Origin of the sequence: Myceligenerans crystallogenes, from assembly GCF_039529775.1 — a bacterium.
In the GTDB taxonomy this organism is placed as follows: Bacteria; Actinomycetota; Actinomycetes; order Actinomycetales; family Cellulomonadaceae; genus Myceligenerans; species Myceligenerans crystallogenes.
In genome coordinates this window covers 296,733-309,219 of sequence record NZ_BAAANL010000004.1, presented here as the reverse complement: position 1 = coordinate 309,219, position 12,487 = coordinate 296,733, and the positions used below count along the sequence as shown (strand labels likewise).

General features: G+C 71.8%; 15 protein-coding genes and 1 riboswitch. Of the genes, 9 read left to right on the top strand and 6 right to left on the bottom strand.

The features are described 5' to 3' along the window. Positions 1–35 precede the first annotated feature (35 nt). On the bottom strand, positions 36–620 hold the full coding sequence (locus ABD208_RS11655; protein ID WP_344102861.1) for a CGNR zinc finger domain-containing protein: 585 nt from the start codon (positions 618–620) through the stop codon (positions 36–38). A 133-nt stretch (positions 621–753) separates the two neighbouring features. On the opposite strand from ABD208_RS11655, the gene ABD208_RS11650 reads away from it, so the two are divergent. Together ABD208_RS11650 and ABD208_RS11645 are read left to right on the top strand one after the other, a co-directional pair. Beyond that, positions 754–1,203, top strand: coding sequence for a VOC family protein (locus ABD208_RS11650; protein ID WP_344102859.1), 450 nt, complete (start codon positions 754–756; stop codon positions 1,201–1,203). Between the two features lie 68 nt (positions 1,204–1,271). Then, complete coding sequence (locus ABD208_RS11645) at positions 1,272–2,219, top strand: pyridoxamine 5'-phosphate oxidase family protein (RefSeq protein ID WP_344102857.1); 948 nt, start codon at positions 1,272–1,274, stop codon at positions 2,217–2,219. A gap of 3 nt (positions 2,220–2,222) precedes the next feature. Here ABD208_RS11645 and ABD208_RS11640 read toward each other — a convergent pair whose 3' ends face one another. Further along, positions 2,223–3,044: a hypothetical protein gene (locus ABD208_RS11640; RefSeq protein ID WP_344102855.1), complete on the bottom strand. Its 822-nt coding sequence runs from the start codon at positions 3,042–3,044 to the stop codon at positions 2,223–2,225. Between the two features lie 226 nt (positions 3,045–3,270). Here ABD208_RS11640 and ABD208_RS11635 point away from each other — a divergent pair, with 226 nt between their 5' ends. Further along, on the top strand, positions 3,271–4,536 hold the full coding sequence (locus tag ABD208_RS11635; protein ID WP_344102853.1) for a CE1 family esterase: 1,266 nt from the start codon (positions 3,271–3,273) through the stop codon (positions 4,534–4,536). Between the two features lie 6 nt (positions 4,537–4,542). On the opposite strand, the gene ABD208_RS11630 is transcribed toward ABD208_RS11635, so the two are convergent. Continuing rightward, on the bottom strand, positions 4,543–5,388 hold the full coding sequence (locus tag ABD208_RS11630) for a carbonic anhydrase family protein (RefSeq protein ID WP_344102851.1): 846 nt from the start codon (positions 5,386–5,388) through the stop codon (positions 4,543–4,545). Between the two features lie 214 nt (positions 5,389–5,602). On the opposite strand from ABD208_RS11630, the gene ABD208_RS11625 reads away from it, so the two are divergent. Beyond that, on the top strand, positions 5,603–5,800 hold the full coding sequence (locus ABD208_RS11625; RefSeq protein ID WP_344102849.1) for a hypothetical protein: 198 nt from the start codon (positions 5,603–5,605) through the stop codon (positions 5,798–5,800). Positions 5,801–5,904: 104 nt separating this feature from the next. Beyond that, complete coding sequence (locus ABD208_RS11620; protein WP_344102846.1) at positions 5,905–6,375, top strand: hypothetical protein; 471 nt, start codon at positions 5,905–5,907, stop codon at positions 6,373–6,375. A gap of 25 nt (positions 6,376–6,400) precedes the next feature. Here ABD208_RS11620 and ABD208_RS11615 read toward each other — a convergent pair whose 3' ends face one another. After that, a complete protein-coding gene (locus tag ABD208_RS11615) occupies positions 6,401–7,174 on the bottom strand; it encodes a GH25 family lysozyme (RefSeq protein WP_344102844.1) in 774 nt (257 codons plus the stop codon). Positions 7,175–7,463: 289 nt separating this feature from the next. Here ABD208_RS11615 and ABD208_RS11610 point away from each other — a divergent pair, with 289 nt between their 5' ends. Then, a complete protein-coding gene (locus tag ABD208_RS11610; RefSeq protein WP_344102842.1) occupies positions 7,464–8,252 on the top strand; it encodes a C40 family peptidase in 789 nt (262 codons plus the stop codon). Between the two features lie 73 nt (positions 8,253–8,325). On the opposite strand, the gene ABD208_RS11605 is transcribed toward ABD208_RS11610, so the two are convergent. Next, the gene (locus ABD208_RS11605) at positions 8,326–9,297 is read right to left on the bottom strand and encodes a hypothetical protein (RefSeq protein WP_344102839.1); all 972 of its coding nucleotides are present in this window, start codon (positions 9,295–9,297) and stop codon (positions 8,326–8,328) included. A gap of 198 nt (positions 9,298–9,495) precedes the next feature. After that, a riboswitch (cyclic di-AMP (ydaO/yuaA leader) is annotated at positions 9,496–9,683 on the top strand. A gap of 1 nt (position 9,684) precedes the next feature. On the opposite strand from ABD208_RS11605, the gene ABD208_RS11600 reads away from it, so the two are divergent. Continuing rightward, positions 9,685–10,407 carry a C40 family peptidase gene (locus ABD208_RS11600; RefSeq protein WP_344102837.1) on the top strand — a complete coding sequence of 241 codons (723 nt, stop codon included), beginning with the start codon at positions 9,685–9,687 and terminating at the stop codon, positions 10,405–10,407. A 96-nt stretch (positions 10,408–10,503) separates the two neighbouring features. Here the strand turns inward: ABD208_RS11600 and ABD208_RS11595 are convergent, their stop codons facing one another. Further along, complete coding sequence (locus ABD208_RS11595) at positions 10,504–10,770, bottom strand: GlsB/YeaQ/YmgE family stress response membrane protein (RefSeq protein ID WP_344102835.1); 267 nt, start codon at positions 10,768–10,770, stop codon at positions 10,504–10,506. A 190-nt stretch (positions 10,771–10,960) separates the two neighbouring features. Here ABD208_RS11595 and ABD208_RS11590 point away from each other — a divergent pair, with 190 nt between their 5' ends. Together ABD208_RS11590 and ABD208_RS11585 are read left to right on the top strand one after the other, a co-directional pair. Further along, complete coding sequence (locus tag ABD208_RS11590) at positions 10,961–11,770, top strand: ion transporter (protein ID WP_344102833.1); 810 nt, start codon at positions 10,961–10,963, stop codon at positions 11,768–11,770. A 409-nt stretch (positions 11,771–12,179) separates the two neighbouring features. Continuing rightward, positions 12,180–12,395 carry a hypothetical protein gene (locus tag ABD208_RS11585; RefSeq protein ID WP_344102831.1) on the top strand — a complete coding sequence of 72 codons (216 nt, stop codon included), beginning with the start codon at positions 12,180–12,182 and terminating at the stop codon, positions 12,393–12,395. The last annotated feature ends 92 nt before the right edge of the window (positions 12,396–12,487 follow it).

The following is a 12,487-nucleotide window of genomic DNA, read 5'->3' as shown; positions in this document are numbered from 1 at the left end:
TGACCCGCAGCACCCGGCAGCCCGGTCCAGGACGTTCAGGCGCCCCCGGCCTTGTGGCGCTGGTAGTGGCGGGCCACCCGGGCGCGGTTGCCGCAGCCCTCGGAGCACCAGGCGCGGCGGGCCGGGACGCGTGCGAAGTAGAGGACGCAGCCGGGGCCGTGGCAGGCGCCGAGGCGGGCGGCGCCGCCGTCGAGCAGAGCGGCCGTCTCCAGCGCGAGGGTGGCGAGCACCTGGTCGAACCCGTCGTCGCGGTGGGCCCAGCCCTGCCGGAACCCGCCCTCGGCGCGCTGCAGCTCGGGGGCGCAGGAGGCCTGGAACCGGTTGAGGACGGCCAGCGCGTCGCCCACCGCCTGGTCGTCCGCGACGGCGCCCGGCCGCGCGTCGTCGAGGGCCGCGGCGGCAAGCCGGCGGGCGGCGTCGCGCAGCGTGCGGGCCGCCTCGAGATCCGCGCGATCGAGGTCCGAGAACGGCCGGAGGCCGCACTGCGCCGCCCATCGTTCGAGCGCGTTCACCGTGCTCAGGGCGTCGTGGACCCCCGCCCGGTCGGCCCAGACGGTGTTCATGAGGCGCACCACGGCCGGTTCGCCCGGGTACAGGTCGGGCACGACGTCGTCCGACACGAGAACCCTCCCTTCCCTAACGGCCTAACGGATGAACCACTTGCCTTCCATTAGCTTAGCCGCTAGCGTCCACTAATGGTTGTTGGCTTCACAACCGTTAGTTCAGACCCAGGCACTCGCAACCGGAGGACTCATGACCAAGCCCCAGCTCAAGACCGGCCACGTCGCGCTGAACGTGACCGATCTGGCCCGATCGATCGATTTCTACGAGGCCCTGTTCGACGTCGAGATCCTTGCCCGCTCCGACGACGAGCGCGCCTGGGCGCTGCTCGGCACCGACGGCGCCCTGCGCATCGCGCTGTGGCAGCAGAGCGAGGGCGCCTTCGCGACCGGCCTGCCCGGCCTGCACCACCTGTCCTTCGAGGTGCCGGACGTCGAGGCCGTGCGCGCGGCCGAGACGGTCCTGAAGGATCTCGGCGTGGAGTTCGCGTACGACGGCGTCGTCGCGCACGGCGAGGGCGCCGGCTCCGGCGGCGTCTTCTTCAGCGACCCCGACGGCGTCCGGCTCGAGATCTACACCCCGGCGGGCGTCGACGGGTCCTCCGCACCCGTCAAGGGCGCCCCTACCTGCGGTTTCTTCTGAGTCGCGAGCCTCCGCACCCACCCACCGGCCCGGGGCCCCGCGCCCCGGGCCCGTCCCGAGGAGAACCGATGCATCACTCCGGCGAGGTCGCCGTCCAGCGGCGCGCGGGGTTCCCGGCGGTCGCGCACGGCAGCGCGCGCGTGGGCAACGCCGTACCGCCGCGCGCCGAGCAGTTCCTGCACGAACAGCCGATGATCGTGGTCGCCGCGATGTCCGACGACGCCGTGTGGACGACGATCCTCACGGGTCCGCCGGGATTCGTGCGGCACGTCGGCGACGCCGTCTTCCGCGTCGACGCCACGCTCCCGCCGGTCGACCCGCTGGCCGGGGCGTTCGGCACGCCACGACCGATCGGGATGCTCGCGATCGAGCCCGCCACCCGGCGCCGGATGCGGATCAACGGCACGGCCCGCGCCGACGGGACGGCGCTCGTCGTCGAGGCCGATCAGGTGCTGTCGAACTGCCCGAAGTACCTCACCGCGCGGCACGGGGAACCGGCCGAGCTCACGTCACCGGCCACCGTGGCCAGGACCGGAACCACCCTGAGCCCGGAGCAGGTCGCGTGGATCGGCTCGGCCGACACGTTCTTCGTCGGGACCCGCGCGCCCGGGCTCGGCGCCGATGCCTCGCACCGCGGGGGCGACCCCGGCTTCGTCGTCGCCACGCCCGGCCGGCTGACCTGGCCCGAGTACGTCGGCAACTCCATGTACATGACGCTCGGGAACCTCCAGCTCGACCCGCGGGCAGGGCTGCTGTTCGCCGACTGGGAGAACGGCCGCACCCTGCACCTGACCGGCACCGCCACCGTCGACTGGGACGAGGCGCGCGCGGCGCGCTTTCCCGGCGCAGAGCGCCTCGTGGACCTCCGGATCCAGCACGTCGTCGAGCTCGAGCACCGGTTCCCGCTGCGCTGGCGCCTCGACGGGCTGTCCCGCTACAACCCCAGGATCACGGACCGGCCCGGCGCACGCGCCACGGCCGGCGCGCCCGGCGCGGCCCGCACGGCCGAGGCGTGAACCTCACGCCTCCGGCAGGAAGACCCCGTAGACCGCGCCCCACCCGCCGAAGACGTCGTTCCCGCCGACGTCCCCGCCCCGCACCGCGGTCAGCGGCACGCGCCGCACCTCACCGGAAGCGGGTTCGTAGAACCGCAGCGTGTCGCCGTCGTGACCCACCAGGAGGACGTAGTGCCGCGGCAGGCGGGCCCGGCTCTGACCGGCCGAGGGACCGGCGAGGAACGGGACGAGCACGCCGCGGTCCACCGCCGCCACGGCCCGGTCGACGACGTCGAGGCGGTCCGGACCGAGCGGGCCGAGAGCCGAGTACACCGCCTCGACGGGCCGCCCGGTCACCCTCCGCACCTCGCGGACGTAGCCCCACGGCGCCGAGCCGAAGAACACGCCCGGCCAGAACGTCCAGCGGTTGGTGCGCCGCCGGACGGCGACCTGGACCGCGGCGAGGCGCCGGTCCGTCGGTCCGGACGCGCCGGCGCCGGCACGAGCACCCGCCGGCGCCCCGCCGTGCGTCGTCGTACCCCTCGTGCCGATGCGGGCACCCAAGAGGAACTCCGGGACGCGCCCCTCGATCCGTTCGCCCGTGGACAGGAACCACGCCAGCTCGGGTTCCCGCTGCGCCGCGAGCATCAGCAGCACCGCGGCCCCGCAGGTCGTCCCGGTCTTCTGCGAGACGAGCGCGCCGTCGGGCAGGCGCAGCGCCACCGCCGCGGCCCCGCGGGCGATCGCGGGCAGGCCGAGCCCGAGCACCCGCCGTACGTCCCGCTCCGGGAGCCGGCTCAGCCGGGCCGCGAGCGCCTCGTTCAGGCCCCACGGCTCCTGCCCCATCAGAGCGCTCCGGCCCGACGGGGCACCCGCCCGCGGCCGGGCACGAGGAAAATCGGCATGAGGGCAGTGTGGACCAGCTCGCCCGCCGGATCCAGCCCGCGGTAGTGAAGCGTTTGAGTCCCTTCTACTACGTCCGGTTTATCGATATATTCACCACGCCCTGCGGGCCCGGCCCGCGAAAACCGTCCCCGGCGACGCTGCCGGGGAACCTGAAGGGAGCGCACCGATGCACCATCCCACCCCGTCCCGAGGCCGGCGAGTCCTGCTCGCGGCGGCCGCCGCCCTGCTGGCGACCACGGGCCTGATAGCGCCCGCGTCCGCCGTCGCCGAGGCCCAGCTCTCCACGGCCACCACGGCGGCGACCCCTGGTTGCGGCAAGCCCGCGGGCCTGTCGACCGGCAACCACACCATCCAGAGCGGCGGGCGGTCCCGCACGTTCCAGCTCGACGTGCCCTCCGGCTACGACCAGAACAAGCCCTACCGGCTCGTCGTCGGCCTGCACTGGTGGCACGGCACGTCCTCCAACGTCGTGAGCGAGAACTACTACGGCCTGAAGCCGCTCTCGAACGGGAGCACGATCTTCGTGGCCCCGCAGGGCATCGACAACGCCTGGCCCAACTCCGGCGGCCAGGACGTCACGTTCGTCGACGACGTGCTGCGCACCGTCGAGAACGCGCTCTGCGTCGACACCACCCAGCGGTTCGCCACCGGCTTCAGCTACGGCGGCGGCATGAGCTACGCCCTGGCCTGCGCGCGCGCCGACGTGTTCCGCGCCGTCGCGGTCCTCAACGGCGCCCAGCTGTCCGGGTGCTCCGGCGGCACGCAGCCCGTCGCGTACCTCGGCTCGCACGGCGTCGTCGACGACGTCCTGAACATCTCGCAGGGCCGTGCCCTGCGCGACAAGTTCCTGCAGAACAACGGCTGCCAGGCCAAGAACGCGCAGGAGCCCGCACCGGGCAGCGGCCAGCACTACAAGACCGAGTACACCTGCCGCGACGGGTACCCCGTCACCTGGATCGCCACCGACAGCGGTCACCAGTGGCAGGCCAACGGGATCGGGATCCCGCGGTACGTCTGGGACTTCTTCACCTCCCTGCCGTCGACGACGACGCCGCCCACCTCCAGCCCGACGCCGTCGGTCAGCCCGACGCCCCCGGTGAGCCCGACGCCGACCGTCTCGCCGACCACGCCCGGCACCCCGACCCCCGCAGGCGCGTGCAGCGCGACGTACCGCACGGTGAACTCGTGGCAGGGCGGTTACCAGGGTGAGGTCACGGTGCAGGTCAGGTTCGCGACGTCGTCGTGGAGCGTCTCCTGGACCGGCGGGACCGTCAGCCAGGTGTGGAACGGTCGCATGACCACCGACGGCAACCTGATCACCGTGCGGAACGAGACCTGGAACGGACAGCTCCCGGCCGGCGGTTCGGCCACGTTCGGCATGATCGGCAGCGGGACGCCCCCGACGTCGTCCATGACGTGCATGAGGAGCTGAGCCGGGCTACTCGTCGAAGGTCGCGGTGCCGCCGGTGATCTCACGGTCCCCGAGCGGCGCCGCCGGCCTCGCGTTGTGGTCGTGGCCGGCCCCGGTGAGCGTGCCGAGCTGCTCCGCCGAGAGCGTGACGCGGTCCTCCAGCACGATCCAGTGCACGTCCTCCGAGCACGGAGGAGTCGTCAGGCTGCCGTCGTACACGTAGGCCGCGGAGCCCTCCGGGAGGAGGCCGGCCAGGTCGAGCTCGGCCTCCGGCCCGCCGTCGACCGCCTCGACGAACGGCCGCAGCGCGGGCGTCTCGGCGCCCTCGTCCCCCAGCAGGCCCAGCACGAGCAGCTCGCCGCGCTCGTTCGCGTGCACGAAGTGGAACTCGATGTCCGCCGGGTCCTTCTCGACCGTGTGCTCCGACGGCGTGTGGAAGTGCATCTGCACCAGCTCGTACTCCTCGCCGTCGTACCCGAGGCTCGTTCCCTCGCCCTCGTCGGCCGGGAGCTGGAAGGCATGACCGGTGTCCTCGACGACGCCCTCGACCTCGTCCACCTCGAACTCGACCCTCTCGCCCGTGGCCGGCACCCGGGCCGGCAGGTCCACCGGCGACTGGTGCGATCCGTCGGCGCACAGCGCGTACTCGTCCGACAGCTCGCCCCAGTGGGCGGGCCCGGTCTGCCCCTCGTAGGACCAGTGGGCCTCGTCGGCCGCCACGGGCGCCGCCGCGGTCTCCCCGGTGACCGGAACAGCGCTGTCGCCCGCGCCCGGCGCCGATCCTCCCGCCGCGCAGCCGGCGAGACCGACGACGACGACGGAGAGCGCGGCGAGACGAGGCACACGGTGCCGGACGAACGGACGCAGAGACATGGGTGATGCTCCCTTCCAGGAACGATCGAGGAATCGGCGGCAATGGTTGCCCGAGCCACCAAAGCATCATTCTTGCCCGCCGCGCAGCGGCCCGCAAACCTCCGTCCGCCCCTCGGGGCACCACCGTCGCGCCAGGTGAGCACGAGATTCCGGCAGGCTGCGCGGACTTCGCCGAAGTGCCGTGACATCCGGCCGGTCCGCGCGTCCACGGGACATGAACACGAACCTGACGGACTCCGCCCCCTGGGCCGCCCACCGCCCCGCCGACCTCTGGAGCGAGGCGGCGGTCGACGCCGCCCTCGACACGCTGCGCGACGCACTGCTGACCGCCTCGCGCCGCACGTCCGACGACGACGACATGCCCGGCGCCGACGCTCACCTGCGTTCCGCGCACGATCACGAAAACGCCTGACCACACCGGGCTCACGGCGCGCGGCCGGCCCGATTCACTGGTAATCCGGGAACGAAGAACCAGCAGCCGACACGTCACGACGGTCGGCCGGCCCCGGAGGAACCATGACCACCGTTCCCGAGCTGTCCCTGCCCGACGCCGACGTGCCGGCGGGACTGTGCTACGAGGTCCCGCTGGATCCCCGCCCGATCATCATCGAGAAGGCGCCCGAGCTGAAACCCGTGCTCGCGCGGACCAGCGCGGGCGGCTTCTTCGAGGCCGCCCGGGCGGGGCGCAGCGTCGGCGAGGCGCGGAACGCACTGCACCGGGCGGCCATCGCGTACGCGATGTCGGCCCGGCCCGTCGAGCGTGACGATCTCGCGTCGATGCTGACCGGCGCCGCCCAGGAATGGTCCGGCACCCTGGCCCGCACGGGGAATCGCCCGCCGGCCCCGGCCCCGGACCCGCGCCTGACGACGTCGCTCGCCCTCCTGGAACGGATCGCCGCCGTCACCGAGGACGTCCTGCGCACCCGGCGCACCACCCTGCTCAAGCCGCTGCTCGCGGACATCCACGACATCCTCCCGCGGAACTGACCCGTCGCGACGCCGCTCGCCCGTACTACGTTCCCGCGACCAGGTCCTCGAGGGTGCCGTCGACCACGTTCATGTCCACGTACGGTTCGACGCCGGGGTCCTTCCCCACGCCGTCCAGCCGGTCCCGGTCGGAGTACTGCCAGATCGTCCAGGCGCGCCCGTCGGAGAGCCGCGGCTCCCACGCGATCGAGCGGATCCAGACGGGGTTGCGCGGGTACCGCCCGGTCAGGTACTTGTCGTACGCCTGGGAGGTCGTGTAGATGATCGCGGGCTTCCCGTAGTGCTCCTCGATCGCGGCCAGCAGCGGGTCGAGGATCGCGCGCACGTCGTCCGCGGGCGGCAGGGCGTGCCCGCCGTACGGCTCCAGGTCGACGACGGGCGGTAGCGCGCCTTCCGCCGCGGGCACCTCGGCCATGAGGTTCGCCGCCTGGTCCGCGCCAGGGCTCTCGAAGCTCATGAAGTGGTACGCCCCGACGGTCAGCCCCGCCTCACGAGCGCCACGCCAGTTCTCCGCGAACCGCTCGTCGACGTGACCCGACCCCTCGGTCGCCTTGACGTACGCGAAGTCGATCTCCTGTTCCGCGACGGCCCGCCAGTCGACGGTGCCGTTGTGGTGCGACACGTCGATCCCGCGCACGTCGTAGGCGGCGGTCAGCACCCGGTTGGGCCAGAGGACGCCGTTGAGCACGAGGGCCGCGAGGACGACGGCCGAGGCCAGGAGCACGAGCAGGCCGACGGCCGGCCGGCGCCGGCGTCGGACACGAGCGGCGGACGGCGATGTTCCCGGCTCCTCACGCATGCCGGAAACCTACCTCGGCGACACGCCGAGAGCTGATAAATCTTCGCAATCGCCACGTCGTCGACCCATGATCGATTTAGCCGTCACGACCTGCGGATCGACCACGGGTACAAAAGTTCCGCGAACGATCTTGTCAAGATATTCTGCGTCACCTGTTATCTGATCGAGACAAAGGTGGATGTCGTCGCTTAGCGTCGTTCTCGTTGCGTCACCCAAGGCGCAGCCCCGGAGGCCGCACGGCACCATCTCGTGGCCGCCGGGACCACAAGTGCGATTCGGAGAACCACTGGTGAGTACCAACGTCCGGCGCGGTCGACACCGCGCCGACCACGCTCCCCACACCCCCCTGACTGCACTGTCGAAGTCCGCCGCGCGCCACGCCCGCAAGGGCGCCCTGGTCGCGGCGGCATCGGGGATCATCGCGACGACGCTGTCGAGCACAGCCTCGGCCACCCCCGACAACGCTCGCCACACCCACGTCACGGAGCTCGACCGCGAGCACCTCCAGGAGGTACGGCAGGAAAGCCTCGGGCGCGTCTCGCGGGACGGCGTCAGGACGGCGCCGGCGGTGCGGGTGGCGCCGGACGCACAGCTCGAGGTCGCCACGGCGGCGATCAAGGTCAAGCCGGCGCCGGAGCCGGAACCCGAGCCCGTCGTGGTGGCGGAGGCCGCCGTCACGACGCAGGCCGTCGCCGAGGAGGCCCCGGCCGCGGAGCCCGCCGCGGCCCCGGTCTCGGACGGTTCGATCGGCGCGCAGGCCGTCGCGATCGCGCTGCAGCACGTCGGCACGCCGTACGCCTGGGGCGGGGCGTCGCCCGGCGGCTTCGACTGCTCCGGCCTGGTGGTGTACGCCTTCGGGCAGCTGGGCGTCTCGCTGCCCCACTCGTCGTCGTCCCTGCTCTCCGCGGGCACGCAGGTGTCGGCCGCCGAGGCGCGGCCGGGCGACATCGTCTGGACGCCGGGACACGTCGCCATCTACGCCGGCAACGGCATGGTGGTCGAGGCGATCAGCTACGGCACCCCGCTGAGCTACCGCGCCATGTGGCAGGACAACCCGACGTTCATCCGGGTCGCCTGACGAGCCACCGACAGACTCCTTTCGCCGGGGCGGCGCGATGCGCTGCGGTTCGCGCCCGCCCCGGCGACGGGCCTCACGGCCCGGCGAACTCGCCGCGGAGGGCGTCGAACGCCTCGTCGTCGTCCTCGTCCCGGGAGAACCAGGTCAGGCGCAGCCCGGCGACGGCCACGCCGATCAGCAGTCCCACGACCCACCCCTCCAGGTGGTGCCCGTCCGTGGAGAGCGTGGTCTCCACGAGCGGCCCCCAGGCCGCGTCGAGCACGGCCGGGACCGCCAGCGGCGCCGCGCCCGGCGCGAAGTACCCGCCGACGGCGTCCAGCACCGGGCCCGCCGCCTGGAGCACCCAGACGAGCCCCGCCGCCGGTAGCCAGCCGAGCATCTGCAGCGGATTGCGGTCCACGCCCAGCCCGAGCGCGATCCCCAGCACGATCGCGAAGATCCACCAGGTCCCCTGCGGCACCGCGGAATGACCGGGCACGAGCCCCCACACCCAGCCGTCCGCCAGGACGACGGGCAGGGCGAGGGCGAGGGCCCGCAGCGGCGCGGGCGCCAGGGCGGCGAGCAGCCCGAGGAACAGGCCCAGGAGGGTGCCGCCCGCGGTGACGGCCAGGAGGGCGTTGGCCTTGGCGTCGTCGGCCCCCTCGGCGCTGAGGACCTGCCACCAGGCGACGGCCCCGACCCCGGCCGCCGTGAGCGCCGTCCCGACGACGGCGGCGACGGCGCCGCTCGCCCGGTACCGCGCCAGGCGCGTGCTGCCGCCGGCGAGGGCGCCGCCGATGACGCTCGTCGTCACCAGGACGGCGACGGCGTCGGGCGCGGCCAGCGGCAACGGGGTGAAGCCGTCGATCTCCTCGAGGGAGGCGGGCTCCAGGCCGACGGCCTGGTAGATCTCGTGGAGCAGCCAGGGCAGGAACCCGGCCGCCCACCAGAGCAGGCCACCGATCGGCAGCAGCCACCATCCCGAGATCCTCCCGGGTCGTTCGTCGGCGTCGTCGAGGTAGTCGTCGGTGTCGTGTGCTGTGGTGTCCGTCACGCCGTCGGCCATGCGGCGGAGGGTATCGGAAGCCGCGCGGCAGGCGTCTCCACGAATGCCCGATCCTTCGGCAAAATCGGCCAACTGCCGCCGATTTCACGCGGTGCGTGACACGTTCGTGACTTTTTCGTCGAAGGTGTGTACCTTGAGTCTCGCTCCACCGGAATCGGTGGAGTCACGAGGCGGACGCCGAGCCCTGCCACCGCATCGTGACCCAGGATGACCATGGCAGGGACGGGGGAACCATCTCCGGACGGCGGGCCAGCGGAGCCAGGAGGTTTCGAGGGGCCGGCGTTCTTGGGGTGAAGCCGGGCGGACCCCCCAAGTCCGCGTGGCCGGGTGCCAGCATCTCCCACCCGAACCCGACAGCTCACCTCGTAGGCGCTACAGGAGAACACGGTGCCCAACGCCACCCAGCGCGGTCGCCATCGCGCGGACCGCAAGGCCACAACCCCCATAACGATCATCGCCCGCACGGCGTCCGAGAACGCCGGTGTCGTCGCTCGCCGCGGCGCGCTGGCTGTCGCCGCAGGCGGTGTCCTGGTCTCGACGTTCGCGACGACGTCGCACGCGGCCCCCGCCGCCGACGCCAGGACGACGACGGCGAAGCTCGACGGGCTCAACCTCGACGCGCTAAAGGAGTCGGCCGGTCAGGCCGTCAGCTCGGCGAAGGCCGTCACGGTCAGCACCGACACGAAGCTCGACGTCGAGGGCGCCACCATCACGGCCGAGGGCGCCACCCAGGTCGAGGGCGTCGTCGAGGTGACGCCGGCTCCGGAGCCGCCGCCCACGCCGCTGAACGTCCAGGTCACCAACACGGCCTACAGCTACCTGTCGGGCGCCTACGTCTGGGGCGGCTCGACCCCCGGCGCGTTCGACTGCTCCGGCTTCATCCAGTACGTCTACGGCCTGTACGGCATCGACCTGCCGCACTCGTCCTCCGCGATGCTCAGCTCCGGCTACCAGGTCTACGACCCCCAGCCCGGTGACATCGTCTGGTCCCCCGGTCACGTGGCCCTGTACGCGGGCGACGGCATGATCATGGAGTGGTACCAGGAGGGCCTGCCCGGCCGGTACACCGAGATGTGGCAGGACAACCCGGTCTTCATCCGCGTCGTCTGACGCCTGGGGCCGGGTTTTCGCACGTATGACGAGCGCCGCGGCGCCGTCGGCAGGGTTGCCGACGGCGCCGCGGCGCTCTGACGTTGTTCCCGGCCGTCAGGCCGAGCGACGCTTGTTGAAGATCAACTCGAAGATCCCGATGACGATGACCGCACCGATGATCGAGAAGAGCCAGGCCTGCCACGACCAGAACTCGTTCATGTCGATGCCGAAGATCAGGTTGCTCAGCCAGCCGCCGAGCACGGCGCCGACCACGCCGAGCAGCAGCGTCAGCCAGAAGCCGCCCTTCTGCTTGCCCGGCAGGATGATGCGGGCGATGACACCCGCCAGCAGCCCGAGGATCAGGAAGAGGATGAAGTTCATGGTGGTATCCCTCCAGTGAGTTGTGTTGCGGCACCTACCATGGCAGAAAACTGCCGGTTTCGCCCACTGTATGCGGCGATTCCTTACATCGTTGGCGAAATCCCTATGAGGTTGATGCCGGACATTGGCGTGTCGGTAGGCTCCCTTGTCGGCGTGTTGCCAGCACTACGATCATGAACGGAGAACACGGGTGAAGCACGTGGAAGCGGCGAGGCTGCGGGTCAAGGCAGTCGTCGAAGCGAAGTGGTTCACGACGACCGTCCTCGTGGTGATCATCTCGAACGCCCTGATCCTGGGCGTCGAGGCGCAGCTCGACGGGGGTCCCGTCGAAGAAGTTCTCCGTCAGGTCGACCACGTGATGCTGTGGATCTTCGTCCTCGAGCTGGCCGCACGGATGTTCGCGCTCGGACGGCGGTTCTTCCGCGACCCGTGGAGCTGGTTCGACCTGGTCGTCGTCGGGATCGCGCTGATCCCGGCGTCCGGATCCCTGGGGGCCCTCCGCGCCCTGCGGATCCTGCGGGCCCTGCGGGTGATCGACGCCGTGCCGTCGATGAAGCGGGTCGTGAGCGGGCTGGTCGCCGCGATCCCCGGCCTCGGGTCGGTGGGCGCACTGCTCGTGCTCGTGATGTACGTGTCGGCGGTCATCGCCACCGAGCTGTTCAAGACCGCGGCCCCGGAGTACTTCGGGGACCTGGGAACCACGGCCTTCAGCCTCTTCCAGGTGATGACCGGCGAGGCGTGGCCGGACATGGCCGCCACGGTGCGGGAGACGGTCCCCGGCGCGTGGATCTTCTTCGTGCTCTTCATCCTCATCGTCAGCTTCGCCGTGCTGAACCTCTTCATCGCCGTGATCGTCAGCGGGATGGAGAGCATCGAGGCCGACATCCAGGTGCTCGACAAGGAGCAGGACGAGGCGGAGGCGGAGATCCTCACCGAGCTCCGCGCCATCCGCGCCGAACTCGCCGAGCTCCGCGCCCGGGAGAGCACCAACGCGGCATAGCTCCGGCACGGGCACCGGCTCGACCTGCCCCCAGCGCAGTTCGAACCGGCGCCCGGCCGGAAGAAGCGGGACCCGGCACGGTCGACCTGCCCCCAGAGCAGTCCGTCCGGCGCCGGCTCCCTTCGACCCACCCGGATCGGGCCGCCCCCAGCGCGGCCCGGACTCGTGTGCGTCGATGGGATGACGTCTGACGCACGAGGATGTCACGGCACACTCGCCGGAAACGGGTGTGACTCACGTCACACCATGGGTTCATCGGCTCAACAGGCGGGATCGCCCGGCGTCGGGCAAAATTTGCGGGCAGAACCATCGCAAATCCGGCACCACGCCTGGCGCGCCGACCTGAAGATCACCCTGACGGAGGGGCTGGAATGCCGTGACATCGGATCCCCTCGCGCGTCAGGCGGACATGACGAGCACCGAACACACCGAGCTCATCCGGCTCGGTGCGCAGTACCTGCGCGCCTACTCGGACGGCGACGCGGTCAGCCTGTACCGGCTGGCCGACACCTGGGGGGCCTCCGATCTGTGTGCGGCCGCCTGCGAGGTCGCCCTCGCGGTCATCAACGCCACCACCGGGCCGCGGGGTGTCGAGGCCGTGTACGAGGCGTTCCATCGTCCGTGATACGGCGCCGGACGCGCGTTTCCGGCGGATCCTGCCTGGAGATTTGCCATCACCCGCGAGACGGATGGGACCATGGGCGAGCGTGTCCGAGT